Origin of the sequence: Nocardioides marmorisolisilvae, assembly GCF_031656915.1 — a bacterium.
Classification (GTDB): domain Bacteria; phylum Actinomycetota; class Actinomycetes; order Propionibacteriales; family Nocardioidaceae; genus Marmoricola; species Marmoricola terrisoli.
In genome coordinates, this window is sequence record NZ_CP134227.1 from 2,596,997 (window position 1) to 2,619,024 (window position 22,028).

Below are 22,028 nucleotides of genomic sequence, written 5' to 3' on the forward strand. Positions count from 1 at the left end.
GGTCAGAAGGCCCCGAGCGAGGAGACCCGCAGCCGCTCGACCAACAGCATCACGCCCGCGGTCGCCGCGGCGAGGACGACGGAAGCTGCCATGGCCATGCCGAAGTTCATCACGCCGGGGCGACTGAGCAGCTCGTAGATCACCACCGGCAGGGTCGGGTCGTCGCTGCGGGCCAGGAAGCTCGTCGCGCCGAACTCCCCCAGCGAGACCGCGAAGGCGAACCCGGCCGCGGCCAGCACCGACCGCCACGCCGTGGGGAGGTCGACGGTGCCGAACACGCGCAGCGGGCCGGCGCCGAGCGACGCGGCGGCCTGGCGCTGCCGGTCGTCGATCGAGGACAGCACCGGGGCGACGGTGCGGACCACCAGGGGCAGCGCCACCATCGCCTGCGCGATCGGGATCAGCACGGTCGATGTGCGCAGGTCCAGGGGCGGCCGGTCCAGGGTGATCAGGAAGCCGAAGCCCACGGTCACCGCGGAGACGCCCAGAGGCAGCATGAAGGCTCCGTCGAAGGCCGCCACCAGCCGTCGGCCCACCCGGCCGGCCGGCCGCCGCGAGACGACGTACGAGACGAGCAGGCCGAGCACGAGGGCGAGCGCGCATGCCTCCACCGCGATCCCCAGGGAGGTGCCCAGCGCCTGCACGGCGGGCACCAGCAGCGCGTGGTGGCTGCCGGTGCTGCCGAGCGCACGGTAGTTGCCCAGCGACCACTGGCCGCCGACCCGCAGCGAGGCCTCGACCAGGGTCACGATCGGCAGCAGCAGGAAGCCGACGACTGCGGCTGCCGTGATCAGCACCGGCCAGTCACGCGCGCCGGGACGACGGGCCGGGCTGGAGCTGCGCTCCACCGGCGTACGACGTGCCCGGCCGACGATCCCGAGGAGCACCACGATCAGGACGAGCTGGAGCAGGGACAGCGCGGCGGCGGACGGCAGGTCGAGCTCCTGGGTGGTAAGCAGGTAGATCTCGGTCTCGACGTTGGAGTAGCGCAGCCCTCCCATGGTCAGCACGACCCCGAACGCCGTGGCGCAGAAGAGGAACACCACGCTGGCCGCGGCGACCACCGCCGGAAGCAGGGACGGCACCGTGACGGTGAGGAACACCTGCCGGGGCGAAGCGCCCAGGGCGGCGGCGGCCTGCTCGCGACGCGGGTCGATCGCCTGCCAGAAGGAGCCCACGGTGCGCACCACCACGCTCACGTTGAAGAACACCATGGCCGCCACGATCGCGGCCGCGGAGCCGTCCAGGTGCAGGCCGGCCAGTGGTCCACCGATGCCGAACACCTGCGTGAACGCGACGCCCACCACCACGGTCGGCAGCACGAACGGCACCATCACCAGCGCCCGGACCAGCCCCTGCCCGGTGAACCGGAGCCGGTGCAGGCAGAACGCGGTCGGCAGCCCGAGCAGGACGGCGACCGCGGTGGCGATCCCTGCCGACCAGATCGTGAACCACAGCACCCGCAGGGTCCGGGCGCGGCCGAGCACGTCGGCAACGCCCGCCGGGTCGAAGCGGCCGTCGGGCCAGAACCCGCGCTGCACCATTCCACCCACGGGCAGGGCGAAGAAGACCAGCAGTGCCGCGAGCGGGACCCCTGCCGCGAGCAGCAGCGGCCACCGTGTCCGCAGCACGCTGATCACGTGCGGCTCATCCGCTGACGAGGTCGCGCCACTCCCGCAGCCACTGGGCCCGCTTCTGGGTGATCTCGCTCGGCGAGATCACCCACGGCTTCGGCGAGACAGTCGCCCACTTCGCCCACTGCGCGGGCAGCGGCACGGACTTGTCCACGGGGTAGACATACATGCTCTCGGGCATCGAGCGCTGCGCCGGCCGGCTCAGCATGAAGTCCACGAACGCCCGCGCGCCCCGAGGGTTGTCCGCGCCGCGCACGACGCCGGCGTACTCCACCTGACGGAAGCAGGTGTCCAGCAGCGCGCTGGTGGTCGGCCTGGTCGCGCCCTTCGGGATCGTGTCGGGCGGCGACGACGAGTAGGACAGCACGATCGGCCGGGTCCCCTTGCCGCCACCGGCGGTGTAGTCGGCGTTCCAGGCCTGGTCCCAGCCGGAGTCGATCTTGGTGCCGTTGGCGAGCAGCGCCTTCCAGTAGGACTGCCAGTGGTCGCCCTTGGCGGCGATGGTGGCCGCCAGGAACGCCAGCCCGGGGGAGGACGTGGTGGCGGCGGGGGTCACGAACAGGTTCTTGTATGCCGGCTTCGTGAGGTCGTCCAACGTCCTCGGCTCGGCGAGGTGGTGCTGACGGAACCACACGTCGTCGACGTTGACACACACGTCGCCGTAGTCCACCGGGGTGAGGTCGTGGGCGCCGCTGCCGGGCAGCAGGTACCGCTTCGCCGAGGCCGGCAGGGACTTCGGCGTGTACGGGTCGAGCACGCCGGCGTCGACGGCCCGGCTGGCGAAGGTGTTGTCGATGCCGTAGACCGCGTCGGCGATCGGGCTGTCCTTGGTCAGCACCAGCTTGTTGGTGAGCTCGCCGGCGTCGCCCTGCTCCTCGATCTTGACGGTGTAGCCGCTCTGCTTCTCGAAGTCGGCGATCACCTGCTTCGGCATCGCCCACGAGTCGTGGGTGGCGACCACGATCGTGTGGCTATCGGTGCTCCCGCTGCTGCTGCCACAACCCGCGAGGCCCGTTGTGGCCACCCCCAGCGCGAGCAGACCTGCGAGGACATGGAAAGGGCGGGATGACCGCATCGTGGTGCTCCTTCGACTTCCTACGCCGGTGTGAGCCGGATCAGGTTCAAGGGTCTGCGGGCTCTTCCGCACTCTCAGCACGCCGTGCGTGCTCCCCTGTCGCTACGTCGACCAACCCTATACCTCGCCGAGGCGGCTCAACTTTGCAGCCCAGGACCGTCGAGGCGGCTCAACTCTGCACGACCACCTGCCCGTCGTACGACGCAGCCGTACGCCGGCCTGCGCGACTCGTCAGGCCGGAGCGGGGAGCGAGAACCGTGCGGTGCCGTCGGACTCGGTGCGGGCGAGGGTGCCCTGCAGCGCGAGCAGCTCGAGGTGCGCGAGCGTCTCGAAGGCGGCCATCACCGCGTCGAAGGGACCGAGCTCCTCGCGTCGGCGATTGCGGCGGGTCCAGGGCAGCTCGCCGGTGACCTCCCACGCCGTTCGGGCGCCATCGGCCACCGCGGCACGGCACAGCTCGAGCCGGTGGTCGTGGTGCGCCACCAGCTCGTCGATCCGGGTGTGCGAGCTCATCCCGGTCGGGCCGTGCGCCGGGAGCAGGGTCAGGTCGGGCATCGCCCGCACCTTGGCCAGCGAGTCGAGGAAGTCCCGCAATGGTTGGTCGACCCACTTGGGCTCGAACCCGATGGAGGGCGTGATCGTCGGCAGCACGTGGTCACCTGCGAAGAGCAGCCCGGCCTCGTGGTCGGCGAAGACGTAGTGCCCCTGGGTGTGACCCGGCGTGGCGACCGCGTCGAGCTGCCGCTCACCGAGATCGATGACGAGGTCGCGGTCGAGCCACTCCCCGGGCATGCCGTAGTCGTCCATCGGCGGCCGGTCGGCGGGCATCATCGACCGCCACCCCTGGGCCAGCTCGAGCGCTCCGGCGAGCTGCAGCCGGTCGAGGTTGGGGTCGCGGTGCAGGTCCTTGTCGTGCATCAGATCCATCGACGGCTTGTCGCCGATGCCCAGGCTGACTCCTGCGCCGACCTCCTGCCCGACGACGTACGCCTGGGTGTAGTGGTCGCGGTGCAGGTGGGTCACCAGGAACCGGCGGATGTCGCGGATGGTGTAGCCGAGCTCCTTCAAGGATTCCTCGAACAGCGTGCGCGACTCGGGCACGGCCCAGCCACCGTCGACGAGCACGAGCCCGGACGACGTCTCCATCACGTAGACGTTGACCGCACGCAGCGCGTCCATCGGCAGCGGCAGCGGGATCCGGTGCACGCCCGGCGCGACCTCGTACGCCCCGGGCTCGGTCCAGGCGCCCGAGCCGGTGGACTGGTAGGGCTGGTCCTCCGTGTTCGTCACCTCGCTACCAAACCACGTCCGGTGATCAACGGGAGGTCCTTGGCCGCAACCAGGCCGGGAGATGCGTCACACACGGCGTGCACGGCGTTGACCAGCCGCATGGCCGTGACGATCATCCCGCTGACGTTGTGGTCGCCGTGCTCGCCGTGGTGGCTGAAGTCGAAGCGCATCATCGGCTCGCCGGTGAGCTCCACGCGGTAGCAGCCGTCGCCGCCACTCGGCTGGGGCCAGTCCGGCATCTGCGCCGGATCGGTCCGGGTGACATGGTCCAAGACGATGCGCGGTACGCCGGCGACGGTGCCCTTCACCTGGAACCGCACCGCGCCCATCGTGCCCGCGGCGATGTCCACGCTGACCGTGTGCGTGTCCCGCTCGGCCGGGACCCGCTCGACCTCTTCGACGAGGTCGGGATCCAGCTCCAGATCGAGCCCGGCCGCGAGCTGTCGTACGACGGGGCCCCACGCGGTGGTCAGGATGCCTGGCTGCCACAGCATCGCAACGTGCTCCATCGGCTCCCCGAAGCCGTAGATCTCCCGCATCACCACCGGCTGGTAGTACGTCGAGTAGTCGGCGATCTCGCTGACCCGGATCTCGTCGATCCGCTGCGCCAGGCTGGAGGCGCTCAGCGGCAGGACGTCGTTGGCCCAGCCGGGGTCGATGCCGTTCACGTGCAGGCTGGCCCCGGTGGCGGCGCCGGCGGAGTTGACGCGATCGACGTACGCGTCGAGGCCGAGCTTCTCGGGGAAGCACATCAGCACCGGGCCGCTGGAGACCACGTTGATGCCGCGCTCGACCATCTCGATCAGGTCGTCGAGTGCCTCGAAGATCCGGTCGTCGACCATCGCGGTGTGCACGATGCAGTCGGGCTGCAGCGCGAACAGCGCCTCCTTGTCGTCGGTGGCCAGCACGCCGAGGTCACGATCCAGGCCCGCCAGCCGACCGGCGTCCTGGCCCACCTTCTCGGGGGTGGACACCCAGACGCCGACGAGCTCGAGGTCCGGACGCGCATCGATGCCCGCGATGGCGTGCCGACCGACAGTGCCGGTCGACCAGGCGACCACCCGCCTGACCGGCGCGGTCATGCCGAGGCCCCGGTGGTGAGATCGGGGAGCTTCAGGTCGAGGTTGGGCACCTGCAGGCCACCGTCGGCCTCGAGCACCTTGCCGGTCAGGAACGACCCGGCCGGGCTGGCGAGGTAGAGCACCGCGGCGGCGATGTCGTCGGTGTGACCGACCCGGCGCAGCGGGGTGGTCTCGGTCATCTCGCCCATCACCGCCTCGTCGGAGGCGACGTACTCCAGCGCGCTGGTCAGCACCGATCCGACCGCGATCGCGTTGACCCGTATCGTCGGGCTGAGGTCCATCGCGGCCAGCCGCGTGTAGTGCGCCAGCGCTGCCTTGGCGGTCCCGTAGGCGAGGTAGCCGCGCCCGGCGACCCGACCGACCACCGAGCTGATGTTGACGATCGAGCCGCCCCCGGCCTCGAGCAGGTGGGGTACGGCGGCCCGGGTCAACGCGTGCGCCGTGCTGACGTTGAAGTGGAACGCCTCCTCGAGGTACGCCGGGTCGGTGTCCATCAGTGCGTTCGGGATCGTCCCGCCGACGTTGTTCACCACGATGTCGAGCCGTCCGAACGCGTCGACCGCGGCCTGGGCGAGCCCGGCTGCAGCATCGAGGTCGCTCAGGTCGGCCTTGACCACGTGGGCACTGCGGCCCGCCTTCTCCACCTCCTTCGCGACCTCGGCGAGCTGCGTGGAGTGCCGGGCGGAGATGACGACGTCGGCGCCGGCCTGGGCGAGGGCGACCGCGGTCGCGGCACCGATGCCGCGTCCGGCCCCGGTGACGACGGCGACCTTGCCGTCCACCCTGAAGAGGTCGAGGATCATCTGCGGAATGTAACAGGTTCTAGTAATGGGGTCGTCCGACTCACGACGGTCCATCGACCGACGCCGGCCGGACGGCTCAACGGGTCAGCCAGATCCCCACGAAGAGGGCCCCGAGGGCGGTGAACCCGGTGAGCGCGCCATACACCGCCATCGCGCGCCGCGACTGTGCCCGCATGTGTGCGTAGGCGGTCACGCCCGAGGCGATCACGAACGCGTACTTCACCAGCAGGGTGTGCTGGAAGGCCGGTCCGCGGTGAGCGGTCGCCATCACGTTCCACACGCCTGTCACCAGCAGAACACCGAAAGCAGGCCAGGCCACCTTGTTGAATGCGTTCGCAGCCACCTTGACGTCCGCGCCGGCGGCGCGCAGTGGCGCGACGAGGGCGGCGAGGGTGAGCTGACCGCCCACCCACACCGTCGCGGCCAGCACATGCAGGAACAACCGGATCGTATCGAGGTCGACGTGCAGCACGACCGACATCGTGTCACTGCCGACGGAGCCCTCCGGGATGGTCCCCCGCCATTCGCGCCAGCACCGCCACCAGCATCAAAGCCTCGCTGACGACCGCCACCACACCGAGCGGCTCGCCCCAGTTGCCGATGTCGTCGTGGATCTGCGGCAGCCCGATGGTTCGGCTCGTGACGTAGCCCACGAGGGCGGCGGCGGCCACCACCCCGGTCGCCAGCCAGACCCAGGTGCTGTCCTCGCGGAGCAGCAGGTTGCCGAGATAGAGCCCGGCAACGGTGAGCAGCACGAAGCCCACGCCGATGTACGGCGCCTCGGTGAGGTGCTCCTGGATCACCGGGATGTGCGCGGCAGACTCCCCGAACGCGCCCAGCGCGGCAACGGTGCGCAGGACGCCGATGCCTCGCGTCGGCTCCGACGGTGCAGAGTCGGTCCTGCCCGCTGCGCGCTCGGCGAGGATGTCGGTCACCTCAGCGGCCCCGTCGTCCGGGCACCGCGAGGTGACGGTCGAGCACCTCGACGGCAGCCTGCGAGTCGAGCCCGAAGTCGGGCGCGATCAGCGCGGCGAGGGACGCGGTCTCGTCGCGGCAGGCTGCGCAGCTGACGAGATGGGTCCTGAAGTCCTCGGCGGGCGCCTCGTCGCGACCGAGCATCGCCTCCAGCTCCAGGTCGACCCGGTCGAAGCAGTCGTTACAGGACAGCCATGGATCCGTCGGTGCGAGCAGCCGCTCGGCAGCGTCCGCGGTGATCGGCACGTGGCGTCGCATCAGCTTCCCTCCTCTCGTCGGGCCACCTCGGACAGGTAGCCCTGCGCAGCGAGCTCCACCCGGAGTCGCTTCCGGGCGTCGTGCAAAGTCTTGTAGAGAGCGTTCCGGTTGGTGCCCAGTCGATCCGCGAGCACGTCGATGGGGACGCCCTCGACAAGCAGGGCTACCGCCACCCGGCGCTGGTGCGGGGTGAGCACCTCCGACATCGCTCGGGCCAGCGCCGCGGACAGGCTGCGGGCACCCACGTACTCCTCGGGCGACATGTCCCTTGCGACCGGCTCGGGCACCGACGACAGCGCCACGTCGCGCCCCCGCCACGCCGTACGACGGACCTCGACCGCGGCGTGCAGGATCCCGAACTTGTAGGCCCATGTGGTGAACCTGCTGCGGCCCTCGAAGGTCGACAGCCGGGCCAGCACGGAGACCGTGGCCTCGTCGGCCGCCGCCTGGACGATGCCCTCGCACGTGACCGTCCCGAGGCGGCGGGCCTCGGACATCCGGGAGACCTGATGGCGTGCAGCCCGGACCAACAGGGCGTGCAGGTGCCGGATCGCGTCGTCGCGGACCGGGCCGGAACCGCTCAGGCACCCCAGCCAATCCGCCGGCGCGGGCGGCCCGACGACGGCGCTGCGCACCGAGGCGACGGTCGCCACCTGCTCGGCCTCATCCATGAGCGGGGTCCATGCCAGTCATGATCCGCGCCGCGAGGTCCGGTGGGCAACCCCGGTCCACCAGGGTGAGCACCTCGTGCAGGTCCACGCCCGCCTGCACGGCCAGTCGCCGTGCCGTCGCATGGTCGAAGCCGGCCTCGACCAGTCGTTCGGTGCGCCAGGCCAGCTCGCTGCCGGTGCACTGGGGCGAGGCATGTGCGGGGAGTCCCCGCCGTCCGTCATCCACGTCCATGTGTGTTGGTGTCAGCGCGACGCCGAGTCTTACCGCCGTCCGAGGTAAGACCCGGGCGCCGCGCGGTCACTCACCTCCACCTGCTGACGTCGCGCCCGCGGCGACAGCCACCGAGGAAGGACCAGCTATGACACCCATCAGGAGGCGCATCACTGCCGCCGCCCTGGCCGCGGCCGCCGCCGTGGCCGTCGGCACGACCCAGCTCGACGGCGCAGCCGCCAGCACGCACGCCACCCAGTCCGCTGCTGCGGTGTCGACTGCCGCCCACGCCCGCATCTCGGAGGATGCGCTGCGCACTGCCATGCGCTCGTTGTGGGAGCAGCACATGGAGTGGACCTACGCCACGGTCGCCGCCTTCGCGGCCGAGTCCCCGGGCCTGCAGGCCACGATGAACCGGCTGCTGCGCAACCAGAACGACATCGGCCACGCCGTCAGGCCGTTCTACGGGAAGGCCGCAGCACACCGGCTGACCCACCTGCTGCGCACCCACATCAAGGACGCGGTTCCTGTCCTGGAGGCCGCCAAGGACGGCGACCAGGACGCCCTCTCCACCGCGGTGGCGGCGTGGTACGCCAACGCCAAGCGGATCGCCGACTTCCTCGCGTCGGCCAACCCGTTCTGGCACCGGCATGCGATGCGGCGAATGATGAAGACCCACATCACGCAGACCATCGCGTACGCGGCCGACCAACTGCAGGGGAAGTACGCCCTGTCGATCCGGGACTACGGCAGGGCCGAGGCACACATGATGAACATGGCCGACATGCTCACCCATGGACTCGCCAAGCAGTTCCCGCACCGGTTCACCCGGTAACGGCCCGCGCGGATGCCCCTGCGGTCCGCTGCCGCCCACCCCGGTGGCGGCCCGCAGGGACCCCGTCTGCTCGCCCGAGGACCTCAGGGGTGCGCGTTGCCGCGTGTGATCGGGATGCACCGGGTACCCCTCCAGGACATCGGATGGCGCACCCGACATGGAGGTGGACATGAGCGACAACCCCACGATCGCGTTCCTGGTTGCGAGCGAGGGCATCGAGGAGGCCGAGCTGACCGGCCCCTGGCAGGCCGTCAAGGAGGCGGGCTGGGAGCCGCGGCTGCTAGCCCCCGAGACGGGCAAGGTCCAGGCCTACAACCACCTGGACAAGGCCGACACCTTCGAGGTCGACCAGGCCGTGTCCGACGCACAGGCTTCGTCGTACGACGCCTTGGTGCTGCCCGGCGGGGTCGCCAACGGCGACCAGCTGCGGATGCACTCGGACGCGGTCGGGTTCGTCCGCGAATTCATGGACTCCGGCAAGCCGGTCGCGGCGATCTGCCATGCGATCTGGTCACTGGTCGAGGCGGACTGCGTGAAGGGCAAGCGGCTGACGTCGTGGCCGAGCCTGCAGACCGACGTACGCAATGCGGGCGGGGAGTGGGTCGACGAGGAGGTCGTCGTGGACGGCAACCTGGTCACGAGCCGCAAGCCCGACGACATCCCGGCGTTCAACCGCGAGCTCACCAGGCTCGTCGCGGGCTAGGTTCGGGGCGGCGCGTAGATTCGCCGCATGAGCACTGCGAAGAAGCGCTGGTCCGACCTGAGCCCCACCGCCCGCAAGGCGATCATCGCCGGCGGGGCGGCAGAGCTGGTCCTAACCTCGATGGCCCTGCGGGACCTCTCCCGTCGCGACGGCTCCAGCGTGCGCGGACCGAAGCCGATCTGGGTGCTGTCGTTCGTGGTGCAGCCGTTCGGGCCGCTTGCCTACCTGGGATTCGGTCGCCGCTGAGCCGGACGACAGCACGGTCTCGCCGGGCAGCATCACTCCACGGAACGCCAGGCGTACTCGACCTCGGGACGACCGCTGCCGCCGTAACGCACGCTGCGCTCCACCAGCCCGGACTCGGCGAGGTGCTCGAGGTAGCGGCGCGCGGTGACCCTGGACGCACCCACGGCCTTGCCGATCTCGCTCGCCGACCTCGGCAACCCGGCTCCGCGCACGGCCCGCGTGACCAGCCGCAGGGTGTCCGCGCTCATGCCCTTCGGCAGCGGCGCCCCGCCGGGGGCGTTGCGGAGCATGCCGAGCAGCTGGTCGACCTCGTCCTGGACCACCTCGGCATCGCTGGCGACCAGCTGGGCGCGGTAGGCGGCGTACTGCTCGAGCTTCGAGCGGAAGCCGCCGAACGTGAACGGCTTGAGCAGGTACTGCACCACGCCCTGCGAGACCGCCGACCGCACCACCTCGAGGTCGCGCGCCGACGTCACCGCGATGACGTCGCACAGGTGGCCGGCGGCGCGCATGCTGCGGAGCAGGTCCAGCCCGTGGCCGTCGGGAAGGTGCATGTCGAGCAGCACCAGGTCGATGGCCGGGTCGTTGCCGAGCAGCCGCATCGCGTCGACACCGGAGCGGGCGACACCAGCAACAACGAAGCCCTCGATCCTCCCGAGGTAGGTCGCGTGCGCCTCGGCCGCGACCGCCTCATCCTCCACGACGAGCACCCTGATCTGTGCGCCCTGGGCAGTCATCGGGCCGGGATCCTGACGGTGAACGACGCGCCGCCGAGGGCAGATCGGGAGACGTCGACGCTGCCGTGGTGGCGCCGTACGGTCCTCGCGACCAGGGCGAGGCCGAGCCCCCGACCCATCGCCGGATCGCCGCTCTTGGTGCTCCAGCCCCGCTCGAAGGCCCGGGCCACCGCGTCCTCGGCCAGGCCCGGCCCACTGTCCTCGACCCGGACGTCGAGCTGGGCGTCGGTCGCATGGAGCGCCACCTCGACCCGACGGGTGCTGCTCTCGGCTACCGCGTCGAGGGCGTTATCGACCAGGTTGCCGAGGAGGGTGACCAGCTCGCGCCCTTCGATCGGCAGGCCGCGCACCGAGGAGTCGGGGCCGAGCACGAGATCGACGCCACGCTCGGCCGCCTGAGCGGTCTTGCCGAGAAGCAGCGCGGCCACCACCGGCTCCTGAACCGCACCGACCACGTGATCGGTGAGCAGCTGTGCGGTGCGCAGCTCGGCGGTGGCGAAGTCCAGCGCGTCCTCGGGCCGTCCCATCTCGATCAGCGACACCACCGTGTGCAATCGGTTGGCGGCCTCGTGGTTCTGCGACCGGAGGCTCTCGGCGAGGCCCTTGGCCGTGTCGAGCTCGCCCGAGACGGCCCGCAGCTCGGTGTGGTCGCGCAGCGTGACGACCGAGCCGAGACCGCGCCCGGCTGCGTCCGCCCGGGCCTGGTTGACGACCAGCACGAAGTCGCCCACCAGGTGGAGCTCGTCCGGGCCGGCGGTGCCCGCGAGCAGTGACGCACTGAGCCGGTCCGGCAGACCGAGCGCGTCGACGCGCAGGCCGGCCGCAGCGGCCGGAAGCGCCAGCAGCCGGACGGCCTCGTCATTGGCGAGGACCACCCGTCCTTCCTGGTCGAGCAGGAGCAGGCCCTCGCGGACCGCGTGCAGAACCGATTGGTAGTACTCGTACATCCGGGTGATCTCGGCGGCGCCGAGGCCATGGGTCTGTCGCCGCAGTCGTCGACCGATCAGCCAGGTGCCGCCAGCGCCCAGGCCGAGTACGACGAGTCCGGCCAAGCCGATGCCGATGACCTGCTCACGCAGGGCGCGGTCGACCTTCTTGAGCGTGATCCCCACCGAGACCAGCGCGACCACCCGTGACCGGTCGAAGACGGGCACCACCGCGCGCATCGACGGGCCCAGCGTGCCGGTGTGCTCCTCGGTGAACACCCGCCCTTGTGGTGCGCCGCCGAGATCGCCGATGAAGTGCTGCCCGATCCGCTTCGGGTCCGGATGGGAGTAGCGGGTCCGGTCCAGGGCCATCACCACCACGAAGTCCGTGCCGGTGTCGCGTCGTACCCGCTCGGCGTACGGCTGGATGGTGCGGGACGGGTCGGGCCGGCCGAGCGCACGGAGGACGGTGGGTGCGTCCGCGACCGACTCCGCCACGTCCACCGACCGCAGCCGCGCACTGTCCAGCTGCGAGCTGCGGGCTTCGACGAACGCCAGCACCACGGCCGCGACCACGACCACGAGGACGACGAGGGCCTGGAGCAGCAGCACCTGTCGGGCGATCGGACTCGAGCGTCGCGCCACGGCCGGCTCCCTTCCTCGCGAACTCAACGAACAGAACAGTGACCTGCGTCACTGATCCTCGCAGCATGGGCGGACCACCTGTTCCGAGTCCACCCGGAGGATCCCATGACCATCGGCCAGATCATCGACCAGAGCGGACAGCCGCTCCGCAAGCCGGCGCGGCCTCCACGCGACCGTTCGCACCACCTCTACCTGGCGGTCGTCGTCGCCGTGGTCCTCGGCGTCATCGTCGGGCTGGCCGCACCCGGCGTCGGCACCGCCCTCGCGCCGCTCGGCACCGCCTTCGTAGGCCTGATCAAGATGATGATCTCGCCGGTGATCTTCTGCACCATCGTGCTCGGTGTCGGGTCGGTCCGCAGCGCCGCCGCGGTCGGCAAGGTCGGCGGCCTCGCCCTCGGCTACTTTCTCGTCATGTCGACCGGCGCCCTGGCCATCGGCCTGGTCGTCGGCAACGTCCTGCACCCGGGATCGGGCCTGCACCTGACCAGCGAGGTCGCCAAGGCCGGGGCCGCGCAGGCCGGTGACGCCGGCAGCACCACCGACTTCGTGCTCGGCATCGTGCCGACCAGCCTGTTCTCGGCGCTCACCGACGGCGAGGTGCTGCAGACCCTGCTGGTCGCCCTGTTGGCCGGCTTCGCCCTCCAAGCGATGGGACGTGCCGGCGAGCCGGTGCTGCGTGGCGTCGAGCACCTGCAACGACTGGTCTTCCGGATCCTCGCGATGATCATGTGGGCGGCCCCCATCGGGGCGTTCGGCGCGATCGCCGCGGTGGTCGGCGAGACCGGCATCGACGCCCTGAAGAGCCTGGCGGTCGTCATGCTCGGCTTCTACATCACCTGCGCATTGTTCGTCTTCGGCGTCCTCGGCGCGGTGCTGCGGCTGACCACCGGGGTCAATGTGTTCCGACTGCTGCGCTACCTGGCTCGTGAGTTCCTGCTGATCTTGTCGACGTCGTCGTCGGAGTCGGCGCTGCCTCGGCTGATCGCCAAGATGGAGCACGCAGGTGTCGAGCGCACCACGGTCGGCGTCGTCGTACCGGCCGGCTACTCGTTCAACCTGGACGGCACCGCGATCTACCTGACGATGGCCTCGCTCTTCATCGCCACAGCGATGGGCACCCCGCTCAGCATCGGTGCGCAGATCTCGCTGCTGGTGTTCATGGTGATCGCCTCGAAGGGTGCCGCGGGCGTCACCGGCGCCGGCCTGGCGACCCTGGCTGGTGGCCTGGCGTCGCACGCTCCGAGCCTGCTCGGTGGAGTCGGGCTGATCGTCGGCATCGACCGCTTCATGTCGGAGGCGCGGGCGTTGACCAACTTCGCCGGCAACGCGGTCGCCACCGTGGTGATCGGGTCCTGGACCGGCAGCCTCGACAAGGCCCGCCTGGACCTGGTGCTCAGTGGTGGTGATCCCTTCGACGAGGCGACCATGGCCCCCGACGACCACGTGGTCGCTCCGGCTCCGGCCCCCGCCTCTGCGCCGGTCCCGCAACCCGCGCTGGGCTGAGTGGTCGGCATGCGCGGGTCCGGCGCAGAGGGTGCCGGGCCCGCGCAGCGGTGCACCATCGCCGGACCCGCACCAGAGATTTCGATTGGAGCCGCCTGTCGGAATCGAACCGACGATCTATTCATTACCGACGGCACCGTGCGGTGCCATCGCCGGACCCGCACCAGAGATTTCGATTGGAGCCGCCTGTCGGAATCGAACCGACGACCTATTCATTACGAGTGAATCGCTCTACCGACTGAGCTAAGGCGGCGCTGTGCCCGACCTGGCAGCCGGGCACGCCGGACGAGTATAGGGCGATGCCGGGCGCCGGACCGAATCGGAGCACGCGACCTGAACCGACCGGACCCGCCGCCCTGCGATCCACAGGTTTCAGGAGTCGAGAACCTGCAGTTCGCAGGCTCGCTCCAGTTCAGCAGGCCTTGCCGTTCGGGGGCACCTTGTCGGAGATCAAGAAGTCCTCGACGGTGGAGTCGATGCACTGGTTCCCCTGGTGGTAGGCCGTGTGGCCGTCCCCATTGCGTGTGACCAGCACCCCGGAGTCGAGCTCGGAGGCGAGCCCCCTTGCCCACGCCAGCGGAGTGGCCGGGTCCCGGGTCGTGCCGACCACCAGGATCGGTGGGGCACCCTTCGCGTGCAGGGCCACGGTGTGCTTGTGGGACTTGACCGGCCAGTCGGCGCAGGTGGACAGGCTGAAGGCGAAGGCCTTGCCGAAGGTGGGCGAGACCTTCTCGAAGCGCTTGAAGTACTGCGGCACCTGCGAGGTCGGGATGTAGTCGTCGTGGTCCAGGCAGTTGACGTCGTACAGCGCGTTCATCGAGTTGTCGGTGTAGCTGCGCGGCCCCCGGGACGCGTAGAGGTCGGCCATCTGGAGCAGCGTGGAGCCGCGGTGGTCGACGATGGCCTGCTTCAGCCCCACGGTGAGCTCGGGCCACCACGACTTGACGTAGAGCGGCATCCAGACGCCCATCATCGCCAGCCCCGCGGTCAAGGGGCGGCTGGTGCCAGTGGGCAGCGGGTGCGCCTCGATCTGGTCGAGAAGGGTCCGCACTCGGCGGGTGCCCTGGTCGACGGAGTTGCCGAGGATGCAGCCCCCCTGGTCGACGCAGCTCTTCACGTAGGCCCGCAGCGCAACCTCGAAGCCGTGTGCCTGGGCAAGGGAGAGCTGCAGGTTGGACAGCTTCGGGTCGATCGCGCCGTCCAGCACCATCCGGCCGACATGGTGCGGGAACAGGTTGGCGTAGGTAGCGCCCAGGAACGTTCCGTAGGACAGCCCGAGGTAGTCGAGCTTCGGATCGCCCAGGGCAGCCCGAAGGATGTCGGTGTCCTTGGCCACCTCCACGGTGGACATGTGCCGGGCCAGGCCCGCGTCGTGGGCGAGGCACCCTTCGCCGAACCGGTGGATCAGCGCATCCATCCGGTTGCGCTCCTTCTCGGTATCCGGGTCGGGGTCCGAGGCAAGCATCTCGTCGAGGTCATGGGTACCGACGCACTCCAACGGGTCGCTCTGGCCGACCCCCCTCGGGTCCATCCCGACGATCGCGAACCGATCGAGCAGCCGGGCACCGAACTGGGTGGGCGCTGCCTGGGCGTAGTCCACCGGCGAACCACCTGGGCCGCCGTTGTTGATCACCAAGTCGCCGACCTTCTGCGAGGGGACCCCGGCGGGGACGCGCAGGACCGCGAGCTCGAGGGTGCGACGCCCGGGGTGGGCGTAGTCGAGGGGCACCTTCAGCCGCGCGCACTGGTTGGCGCCGCAACTGCGCCAGTGCAGCCTCTGGTGGTAGAACGACGCCAACGATGGGTCGCTCGCGGGCATCGGACCGCGGTGCGGGCGGCCCTGGGCCGTCGGACTCGGCGCCAGCGTCGCGCTGTTGTCGCGGCCGTGGTTGCTCGCCTGCCAGGTGAGGATCCCGCCGAGACCGACGACGAAGACCAGCGCGCCGACGACCACGCCAGTCAGGACTGCGCTGCGTGTGCCGCGCGGCGGCTGTGGGGAAGGCTGCGACATGCCGCCAGCCTAGGTGCCGCGGGCGAGTGAGCGGCGGCGGTCCACAGGCTCAGCCGCCGGATCGGCCGGTGAGTCGGAGCCCCACCATCATCGACTCCAAGGCCAGCAGCGGCGGCACGTTGAACTCGAGCATCTGCTCACGGGCCTCGAAGACCGCATCGATGCGACGCAGGTGCGCCTCCGGGCCCGAGTCCGCTGCGAGCGCGTCCAGGTCCGCGCGCTGCTCGGCGTTGACCAGCGCGCTGGGCGACCCGAGCTGGAGGGTGAGCACGTCGCGGTAGACCGACACCACGTCCATCAGGCTGCGGTCGACCACGTCGAGGACCCGGCGCTTGGCCCGGGTCTTCTGTCCCTTCTCGAGATCCCGCAGGGCGGGGGCGTACTCGCGCGGCCGACGTCCTCGCTCCACCACCCCGTAGGACCGGTCGAGGTCGACCCGCTCGCGCTCGTCGGCGGCCACCGTCAGCGCGCCTGCCTCCTGCTTGGCCAGCTCGTGCAGTCGATCGGCGGCGGCCATGCAGGCGCCCAGCGAGTCGAGTCGGGCAGGGATGGCCACCACCTCCTGCCGCCGCTGCCGGGTGTCGTCGTCCCGGGCCAGGGCCCGGGCACGGCCGATGTGCCCCTGACTGGCTCGCGCGGCGTACGACGCCTCCTCCGCGCCGACGCCCTCGACGCGGACCAGGAAGTCGGCAACGTCCTCGACCGAGGGCGTCGAGAGCACGACCAGCCTCGTGCGCGAGCGGATCGTGGGAAGCACGTCCTCGACCGTGGGGGCGCAGAGCAGCCACACGGTGCGGTCGTTGGGCTCCTCGATCGCCTTCAGCAGCGCGTTGGCGGCTTGGTCGGTGAGCCGGTCGGCGTCCTCGACGACCAGGATCTGCCAACGCCGGCCGACCGGGGTCAGCGCCGCGCTGCGGACGAGTTGGCGCACCTCGTCGACGCCGATCGAGAGCTTCTCGGTGCGGGTCACTCCGACGTCGGGATGCGCGCCGATCGCAACCTGATGGCAGGAAGGGCAGTGTCCGCAGCCGCCCTGCTCGCACTGCAGCGCGGCCGCGAAGGCGAGCGCAGCGTTCGACCGTCCCGAGCCCGGTGGCCCGGTGAACAGCCAGGCGTGGGTCATGCCTGTCGCACGATCACCGGCGGCCGCCCGGAGTCGGGGTACGACGTGCTGCTGGCCGACGAGCTGGTCCCAGACCGATCCGGTGGCCGCGCTCATCCGAGGAGCCCCTCGACGCGGGACCGCACCTGTGCGGCGATCTCGTCGGGGGCCAGTCGTGCGTCCACGACCAGGTGACGATCGGGCGTGGCGAGGGCGAGGAAGCGCTCGCGCACCCGCCGGTGGAACGCCACGGACTCGCCCTCGATCCGGTCGCGCTCGGCGAAGCGGCCCAGCCCGGACTCGGGCTCGAGGTCGAGCAGCACGGTCAGATGCGGCCGCAAGTCTCCCGTCGCCCACCGGACCACGTCCTCGAGCTCGTCCTGCGGAAGGTCACGCCCGGCCCCCTGGTAGGCCAGCGTGGAGTCGACGTACCTGTCGGTCACGACGACGGCGCCGCGTCGCAGCGCCGGCCAGACGACCTTGTCGAGGTGCTCGGCCTTGTCCGCGGCGTAGAGCAACGCCTCGGCGCGGGGGGCCAGCGCTCCTGTCGCCGGGTCGAGCAGGATCTCGCGGACCTGTCGACCGACCGGGGTGTCCCCCGGCTCGTGGGTCAGCACCACGTCGTGACCGGTCTCGGAGAGCCATTGCCGGAGCAGCCCCGCCTGGGTCGACTTGCCGGCCCCCTCGCCGCCCTCGAGGCACAGGAACAGCCCGGTCTCGGCGTACACCCCGGGCCAGTCGCTCACGGGCCTCAGCCTAGGGGTGGGCTCCGACGGCTCCACGAGCCGCCCGGGTAGGGGCCGGGACGTGACGGCGACACGTCAGGCGCGGTCCTCCGTCATCGGCAGCCGCTCACGCCTACTTCGCCGTCTTCTTGGCCGCCGTCTTCTTGGCGGTCGTCTTCTTCGTCGTCTTCTTCGTCGTCCTCTTCGCGGTCTTCTTCGCGGTCTTCTTCACTGGGCCCTTGGCGCGTCGCTCAGCGAGCAGCTCGGCCGCGCGCTCGAGGGTGAGGGTGTCGATCGCGTCGTCCTTGCGCAGGGTGGCGTTGTACTCGCCGTCGGTGACGTACTCGCCGAACCGGCCGGCCTTGACCACCACGGGCTTGCCCGAGACCGGATCGTCCCCGAGCTCCTTCAGCGGTGCGCTCGCAGCGGCACGGCCGCGGGCCTTCGGCTGGGCGTAGATCGCGAGCGCCTCCTCGAGAGTGATGTCGAAGATCTGCTCCTCGGTCTGCAGCGACCGCGAGTCGGTGCCCTTCTTCAGGTAGGGGCCGTAGCGGCCGTTCTGTGCGGTGATCTCCTCACCGCTCTCCGGATCGGTGCCCACCACCCGCGGCAACGACAGCAACTCGAGCGCCTGCTCCAGCGTCACGGTGTCCAGCGTCATCGACTTGAACAGCGACCCTGTGCGTGGCTTCGCCTTCTTCTTCGTCCCCTGCGCCGATCCTGTCGAGGCGTCCGGCAGCACCTCGGTCACATAGGGGCCGTAACGACCGTTCTTCGCCACGATCCGCAGACCCGACTCCGGGTCCGTGCCCAACTCGGTCTCGGCGCCGGCCGGGTTCGCCAGCAGCTCGCGGGCCTTCTCCAGCGTCAGCTCGTCGGGGGGCAGATCCTCGGGCACGTTCGCACGCGGCTTCGGATCGGCCTCCGAGGTGGTGTCTTCGATGTAGGGCCCGTAACGACCGACGCGCAGGTCGATCCCGCTGATCTCACCGTCGGGGCCGCGCACGGGAAAGGTGGCCAGCTCCTTGGCATCGATCTCGCCGAGCTCCGTGACCAGCTTCTTCAGGCCCTCGATCTCGTCGTCACCGAAGTAGAACGACGTGAGCTCGGTGTTGCGGTCCTTGTGGCCGGCCGCGATCTCGTCGAGCACGTCCTCCATGCTGGCGGTGAACTCGTAGGACACCAGCCGGGCGAAGTGCTCCTCCAGCAGTCGCACCACCGAGAAGGCGAGCCATGCTGGCACCAACGCCTGGCCGACCTTGTAGACGTAGCCGCGGTTGAGGATCGTCCCGATGATCGACGCGTACGTCGATGGGCGGCCGATCTCTCGCTCCTCGAGCTCCTTGATCAGGGTCGCCTCGGTGTAGCGCGCCGGTGGCTTGGTCTGGTGGCCGCTGGCGTGCAGGGAGGCCGCGCTGACCGCGTCCCCCTCGGACACGTCGGGCAGCCTGGTCTCCTGATCGTCGGTGGTCGACCCGTCGTCGCGGCCCTCGACGTACGCCTTGAGGAAGCCGTGGAAGGTGATCACCCGGCCGCTGGCCGCGAAGACGACGTCCTCCCCCGTCGACGAGGCGCCGCCGAGCCGGATCGACACCGACCGCCCGACCGCGTCCTTCATCTGCGAGGCGATGGTGCGCATCCAGATCAGCTCGTAGAGCCGGAACTCGTCGCCGGTGAGGCCGGTCTGCGCCGGCGTACGGAACGACGAGCCGGCCGGCCGGATCGCCTCGTGCGCCTCCTGAGCGTTCTTCACCTTGGAGGTGTAGGTCCGCGGGGCGTCGGGGAGGTACTCGGCGCCGTACAGCTGTCGGGCCTGCTCGCGTGCCGCCGCCACCGCCGTCTCCGACAGCGTGGTGGAGTCGGTGCGCATGTAGGTGATGAAGCCGTTCTCGTACAGCCGCTGCGCCACCGACATGGTCCGGGACGCGGCGAACCCGAGCTTGCGGCTGGCCTCCTGCTGCATCGTGGTGGTGCGGAACGGGGCGTACGGCGAGCGACGGTAGGGCTTGGCCTCCACCGACCGGATCTCGAAGGTCGTGTCGCGCAGCGCGTCAACGAGCGTCTCGGCGCGGGCCTGCTCGAGGTGCACCACCTGCTTGGCGCCGGTGAGCCCGCCGTCGGCGCCGAAGTCCCGGCCGCTGGCGACCCTGGCACCGTCGACCGAGTGCAGCTTGGCCGGGAACATCCGCGGGCCGGAGTCGCCGGCGGCCGCACCGCCGTCGAAGGTGCCCTCGATGTCCCAGTACGACGCGGCACGGAACGCGATCCGCTCCCGCTCCCGGTCGACGACCAACCGGGTCGCGACCGACTGCACGCGCCCTGCGGAGAGGCCGGACATGACCTTCTTCCACAGCACCGGCGAGACCTCGTAGCCGTAGAGCCGGTCGAGGATCCGTCGGGTCTCCTGGGCGTTGACGAGGTCCATGTCGAGCTCGCGCGGCGTGTCGACCGCGGCCCGGATCGCTCCGGGGGTGATCTCGTGGAAGACCATCCGGCGGACCGGCACCTTCGGCTTCAGCTCGTCGAGGAGGTGCCAGGCGATCGCCTCTCCCTCGCGGTCCTCGTCGGTGGCGAGGAAGAGCTCGTCGGCGTCCTTGAGCAGGCTCTTGAGCTTCGTGATGTGCGACTTCTTGTCCCGTGCGACCACGTAGACCGGCTCGAAGCCGTTGTCGACGTCCACGCCGAGCCGTGCCCACGACTCACCCTTGACGCGGGCGGGGATCTCGGCGGCGGTGTGCGGGAGGTCGCGGATGTGGCCGATGGACGACTCCACGACGTACCCCCGGCCGAGGTAGCCCTCAATGGTGCGGGCCTTGGCCGGTGACTCCACGATCACGAGCTTGTGTGCCACGTCTGCTGACGCTGTCCTTCCTTGCGGCTGTTGCGCCGATCTGGCGCGATGCCTGCCACCGAGGGCCGAGCGACCCCGGTGCTGCCGCATCAAGGTAGCGCGAGCCGTCAACCGGGACGTCGCGGGTCTGCTGCGGTGGACGATACGGCCCGCGGGGGAGCCGCGCCGGCGGCCCCTCCTTCCGGGGGCCTCGCACTTCACCCAGGAGAGTCGCGGTTCACACACCGACTCTCCTAGGTGAACAGGGAGTTCGGGTTCCTAACCTGGGAAAGTCAGGTACCCCTCCGCCACCAGCTCACGGACCGTGGCGACGGATACCGTGCCAGCGGTGAGCCCGGCGATCGCGTCCAGCAGGGAGCCGAGCGGGAGGTCGCCGTCGCAGGCCCCGACCAGGGCGGCCTCCGCCGTGTCGACCTGCCGCGCCCGGCGCAGGCCGGTCTGTTGGCGCAGCAGGATCTGGCCGGGGTCTGCCGCACCCGGCGCACCCAGCGTCTCCTGGCGTACGTCGGCACGTACGCGGAGCTTGGCCGCCAGAAGGGCCTCGTCGTCGACGGCACCCAGCGTGGCCGTCCGGGCGAAGTGGGCGGCCACCTCGTCGCCGAGCGGCTGGGCCACCTCCCACGGCCACTCCTCCAACCGGCGGGACGGCCGCTGGGAGGTCTCCGGTCCGGCGCGCCGACGCAGGTTGATCCAGCCGAACCCGACGGCCTCGGCACCAGTGTGCTCGAGCCAGGCCAGCCACGCGTCGTACCGACGCAGGTAGTCGGTCCGTGACCCGCCCGTCGACGGATGGAGTCCGGCGTCCTTGAGCCACAGCTCGACGTACGACGGAAGGTCGACGGACTCACGCTGCACTACCCACATGTCGCAGTCGTCCGGGACCCAGCCCGCCATCCGGTCCTGCCACCCGCCACCGGTCGGGACCAGCCAGTTGGCCAGGACCTGGCAGGTGCCGCCCTGCTTGAGATGGCCGGGAGCAGCGCGGACGATCTGCTCCACGACCGCGTCGCCCGGCAGCCCCGAGTCCCGGTAGACGAGCCGCTCACCGGTCCCCGGACCGATCACGAACGGCGGGTTGCTCACGATCAGGTCGACCTCCTCGCCGGTCACCGGCTCGAAGAGGCTGCCGTCGCGCACCTCGATCGCGACCTCGTTGAGCGAGGCGTTGAGCCGGGTCAGCCACAACGCTCGTGGGTTGACATCGGTGGCGACGACCCGCCCGCTGTGGCCGGCCAGGTGCAGGGCCTGAAGCCCACAGCCGGTGCCCAGGTCGAGGGCCGAGCCCACCCGGTCACGGACGGTGAGCTCGACCAGCGACCTCGCCGCGGGACTGAGACCGAGCACGTGGTCGGGCGACACCCGCGTGGGTGCGCCGTCGAGTCCCGGCGTCAGGTCGCTGGCGATCCAGAGGTGAGCGTCGTCGGCCGCATACGGCCGCAGGTCGAGACGTGCGGCCACCTCGCCCACCGAGCGCTCGAGGACGCCCACCGCACAGAGCGCGTCGACCAATCCCGGCAACGCGGCCTGGGCCGCTTCGACCGGGACCGTCGTCTGGAGCAACCAGAGCCTGGTCAGTGTCTCGAGTGGGCTGCCACCGATTGTCGCCCGCAGTCCCGGTGTGGTCTCGTTCCGCAACAGAGCGGCGTTTGCCTCGGACCCGAGGACGGTCGTGACCGCGTCGAAGGTGTACTCGGCCCTACGCAGTGCGTCCCGCACCTGCGGGACGAACCCGAAAGGGGCCCCGA

Annotated in this window: 21 protein-coding genes, 1 tRNA gene and 1 riboswitch; of the genes, 4 read left to right on the top strand and 18 right to left on the bottom strand. The window is 70.6% G+C overall.

Annotation, left to right across the window (positions count from 1 at the left end; translation table 11 throughout):
* Positions 1 to 2: 2 nt before the first annotated feature.
* The 10 genes from Q9R13_RS12415 to Q9R13_RS12460 all read right to left on the bottom strand — a co-directional run bounded on the left by Q9R13_RS12415 (position 3) and on the right by Q9R13_RS12460 (position 8,020).
* Entirely contained in the window at positions 3 to 1,640 is a 1,638-nt protein-coding gene (locus Q9R13_RS12415; protein WP_310961493.1) for an ABC transporter permease, read from the bottom strand.
* A 7-nt stretch (positions 1,641 to 1,647) separates the two neighbouring features.
* On the bottom strand, positions 1,648 to 2,709 hold the full coding sequence (locus Q9R13_RS12420; protein ID WP_310961494.1) for a thiamine ABC transporter substrate-binding protein: 1,062 nt from the start codon (positions 2,707 to 2,709) through the stop codon (positions 1,648 to 1,650).
* Positions 2,710 to 2,817: riboswitch (TPP riboswitch) on the bottom strand.
* 123 nt (positions 2,818 to 2,940) lie between these two features.
* Positions 2,941 to 3,999 (bottom strand): MBL fold metallo-hydrolase, encoded by a 1,059-nt coding sequence (locus Q9R13_RS12425; RefSeq protein ID WP_310961495.1) that lies wholly within the window; start codon positions 3,997 to 3,999, stop codon positions 2,941 to 2,943.
* Complete coding sequence (locus Q9R13_RS12430; protein WP_310961496.1) at positions 3,996 to 5,081, bottom strand: NAD(P)H-dependent amine dehydrogenase family protein; 1,086 nt, start codon at positions 5,079 to 5,081, stop codon at positions 3,996 to 3,998. Before Q9R13_RS12430 ends, Q9R13_RS12425 begins: the two co-directional genes overlap by 4 nt.
* Positions 5,078 to 5,884, bottom strand: a complete 807-nt coding sequence (locus Q9R13_RS12435) for an SDR family oxidoreductase (RefSeq protein ID WP_310961497.1) — start codon at positions 5,882 to 5,884, stop codon at positions 5,078 to 5,080. The genes Q9R13_RS12430 and Q9R13_RS12435 overlap by 4 nt, the downstream gene beginning before the upstream one ends.
* A gap of 76 nt (positions 5,885 to 5,960) precedes the next feature.
* Positions 5,961 to 6,356, bottom strand: a complete 396-nt coding sequence (locus tag Q9R13_RS12440; protein WP_310961498.1) for a hypothetical protein — start codon at positions 6,354 to 6,356, stop codon at positions 5,961 to 5,963.
* Between the two features lie 13 nt (positions 6,357 to 6,369).
* The gene (locus Q9R13_RS12445) at positions 6,370 to 6,819 is read right to left on the bottom strand and encodes a hypothetical protein (protein ID WP_310961499.1); all 450 of its coding nucleotides are present in this window, start codon (positions 6,817 to 6,819) and stop codon (positions 6,370 to 6,372) included.
* 1 nt (position 6,820) lies between these two features.
* Positions 6,821 to 7,117, bottom strand: a complete 297-nt coding sequence (locus tag Q9R13_RS12450) for a hypothetical protein (protein ID WP_310961500.1) — start codon at positions 7,115 to 7,117, stop codon at positions 6,821 to 6,823.
* Positions 7,117 to 7,788, bottom strand: a complete 672-nt coding sequence (locus Q9R13_RS12455) for an RNA polymerase sigma factor (protein ID WP_310961501.1) — start codon at positions 7,786 to 7,788, stop codon at positions 7,117 to 7,119. Before Q9R13_RS12455 ends, Q9R13_RS12450 begins: the two co-directional genes overlap by 1 nt.
* Positions 7,781 to 8,020: a hypothetical protein gene (locus tag Q9R13_RS12460; protein WP_310961502.1), complete on the bottom strand. Its 240-nt coding sequence runs from the start codon at positions 8,018 to 8,020 to the stop codon at positions 7,781 to 7,783. The genes Q9R13_RS12455 and Q9R13_RS12460 overlap by 8 nt, the downstream gene beginning before the upstream one ends.
* A gap of 127 nt (positions 8,021 to 8,147) precedes the next feature.
* Here Q9R13_RS12460 and Q9R13_RS12465 point away from each other — a divergent pair, with 127 nt between their 5' ends.
* From Q9R13_RS12465 to Q9R13_RS12475, 3 genes are all read left to right on the top strand, one after another.
* The gene (locus Q9R13_RS12465; RefSeq protein WP_310961503.1) at positions 8,148 to 8,834 is read left to right on the top strand and encodes a hypothetical protein; all 687 of its coding nucleotides are present in this window, start codon (positions 8,148 to 8,150) and stop codon (positions 8,832 to 8,834) included.
* A gap of 169 nt (positions 8,835 to 9,003) precedes the next feature.
* Positions 9,004 to 9,537 carry a type 1 glutamine amidotransferase domain-containing protein gene (locus Q9R13_RS12470; protein ID WP_310961504.1) on the top strand — a complete coding sequence of 178 codons (534 nt, stop codon included), beginning with the start codon at positions 9,004 to 9,006 and terminating at the stop codon, positions 9,535 to 9,537.
* Positions 9,538 to 9,564: 27 nt separating this feature from the next.
* Entirely contained in the window at positions 9,565 to 9,783 is a 219-nt protein-coding gene (locus tag Q9R13_RS12475) for a PLDc N-terminal domain-containing protein (RefSeq protein ID WP_310961505.1), read from the top strand.
* Between the two features lie 32 nt (positions 9,784 to 9,815).
* On the opposite strand, the gene Q9R13_RS12480 is transcribed toward Q9R13_RS12475, so the two are convergent.
* Both Q9R13_RS12480 and Q9R13_RS12485 read right to left on the bottom strand, forming a co-directional pair.
* Positions 9,816 to 10,520, bottom strand: coding sequence for a response regulator (locus Q9R13_RS12480; RefSeq protein WP_310961506.1), 705 nt, complete (start codon positions 10,518 to 10,520; stop codon positions 9,816 to 9,818).
* Positions 10,517 to 12,091, bottom strand: a complete 1,575-nt coding sequence (locus Q9R13_RS12485; RefSeq protein ID WP_310961507.1) for a sensor histidine kinase — start codon at positions 12,089 to 12,091, stop codon at positions 10,517 to 10,519. Before Q9R13_RS12485 ends, Q9R13_RS12480 begins: the two co-directional genes overlap by 4 nt.
* A gap of 105 nt (positions 12,092 to 12,196) precedes the next feature.
* Here Q9R13_RS12485 and Q9R13_RS12490 point away from each other — a divergent pair, with 105 nt between their 5' ends.
* Positions 12,197 to 13,594 carry a cation:dicarboxylate symporter family transporter gene (locus Q9R13_RS12490; protein WP_310961508.1) on the top strand — a complete coding sequence of 466 codons (1,398 nt, stop codon included), beginning with the start codon at positions 12,197 to 12,199 and terminating at the stop codon, positions 13,592 to 13,594.
* Between the two features lie 177 nt (positions 13,595 to 13,771).
* Here Q9R13_RS12490 and Q9R13_RS12495 read toward each other — a convergent pair.
* From Q9R13_RS12495 to Q9R13_RS12520, 6 genes are all read right to left on the bottom strand, one after another.
* Positions 13,772 to 13,847: transfer RNA gene (locus tag Q9R13_RS12495), tRNA-Thr, on the bottom strand.
* A gap of 159 nt (positions 13,848 to 14,006) precedes the next feature.
* A complete protein-coding gene (locus Q9R13_RS12500) occupies positions 14,007 to 15,605 on the bottom strand; it encodes an alpha/beta hydrolase (protein ID WP_310961509.1) in 1,599 nt (532 codons plus the stop codon).
* A gap of 49 nt (positions 15,606 to 15,654) precedes the next feature.
* Positions 15,655 to 16,824: a DNA polymerase III subunit delta' gene (locus Q9R13_RS12505; RefSeq protein ID WP_310961510.1), complete on the bottom strand. Its 1,170-nt coding sequence runs from the start codon at positions 16,822 to 16,824 to the stop codon at positions 15,655 to 15,657.
* Positions 16,821 to 17,453: a dTMP kinase gene (gene tmk / locus Q9R13_RS12510; RefSeq protein ID WP_310961511.1), complete on the bottom strand. Its 633-nt coding sequence runs from the start codon at positions 17,451 to 17,453 to the stop codon at positions 16,821 to 16,823. Before tmk ends, Q9R13_RS12505 begins: the two co-directional genes overlap by 4 nt.
* A 112-nt stretch (positions 17,454 to 17,565) precedes the next feature.
* Positions 17,566 to 20,283, bottom strand: a complete 2,718-nt coding sequence (topA, locus tag Q9R13_RS12515) for a type I DNA topoisomerase (protein WP_310961512.1) — start codon at positions 20,281 to 20,283, stop codon at positions 17,566 to 17,568.
* A 258-nt stretch (positions 20,284 to 20,541) separates the two neighbouring features.
* Positions 20,542 to 21,999, bottom strand: coding sequence for a DUF7059 domain-containing protein (locus Q9R13_RS12520; RefSeq protein WP_310961513.1), 1,458 nt, complete (start codon positions 21,997 to 21,999; stop codon positions 20,542 to 20,544).
* Positions 22,000 to 22,028: the final 29 nt, after the last annotated feature.

What these genes read in the sequence shown, in the direction of transcription:
- Q9R13_RS12465 (WP_310961503.1), top strand. Translation starts at nt 8,148, where the DNA reads ATGACACCCATCAGGAGGCGCATCACTGCCGCCGCCCTGGCCGCGGCC.
- Q9R13_RS12500 (WP_310961509.1), bottom strand. Translation starts at nt 15,605, where the DNA reads ATGTCGCAGCCTTCCCCACAGCCGCCGCGCGGCACACGCAGCGCAGTC.
- Q9R13_RS12490 (WP_310961508.1), top strand. Translation starts at nt 12,197, where the DNA reads ATGACCATCGGCCAGATCATCGACCAGAGCGGACAGCCGCTCCGCAAG.
- Q9R13_RS12460 (WP_310961502.1), bottom strand. Translation starts at nt 8,020, where the DNA reads ATGGACGTGGATGACGGACGGCGGGGACTCCCCGCACATGCCTCGCCC.
- Q9R13_RS12480 (WP_310961506.1), bottom strand. Translation starts at nt 10,520, where the DNA reads ATGACTGCCCAGGGCGCACAGATCAGGGTGCTCGTCGTGGAGGATGAG.
- Q9R13_RS12505 (WP_310961510.1), bottom strand. Translation starts at nt 16,824, where the DNA reads ATGAGCGCGGCCACCGGATCGGTCTGGGACCAGCTCGTCGGCCAGCAG.
- Q9R13_RS12470 (WP_310961504.1), top strand. Translation starts at nt 9,004, where the DNA reads ATGAGCGACAACCCCACGATCGCGTTCCTGGTTGCGAGCGAGGGCATC.
- Q9R13_RS12455 (WP_310961501.1), bottom strand. Translation starts at nt 7,788, where the DNA reads ATGGATGAGGCCGAGCAGGTGGCGACCGTCGCCTCGGTGCGCAGCGCC.
- Q9R13_RS12430 (WP_310961496.1), bottom strand. Translation starts at nt 5,081, where the DNA reads ATGACCGCGCCGGTCAGGCGGGTGGTCGCCTGGTCGACCGGCACTGTC.
- Q9R13_RS12435 (WP_310961497.1), bottom strand. Translation starts at nt 5,884, where the DNA reads ATGATCCTCGACCTCTTCAGGGTGGACGGCAAGGTCGCCGTCGTCACC.
- Q9R13_RS12420 (WP_310961494.1), bottom strand. Translation starts at nt 2,709, where the DNA reads ATGCGGTCATCCCGCCCTTTCCATGTCCTCGCAGGTCTGCTCGCGCTG.
- Q9R13_RS12475 (WP_310961505.1), top strand. Translation starts at nt 9,565, where the DNA reads ATGAGCACTGCGAAGAAGCGCTGGTCCGACCTGAGCCCCACCGCCCGC.
- Q9R13_RS12450 (WP_310961500.1), bottom strand. Translation starts at nt 7,117, where the DNA reads ATGCGACGCCACGTGCCGATCACCGCGGACGCTGCCGAGCGGCTGCTC.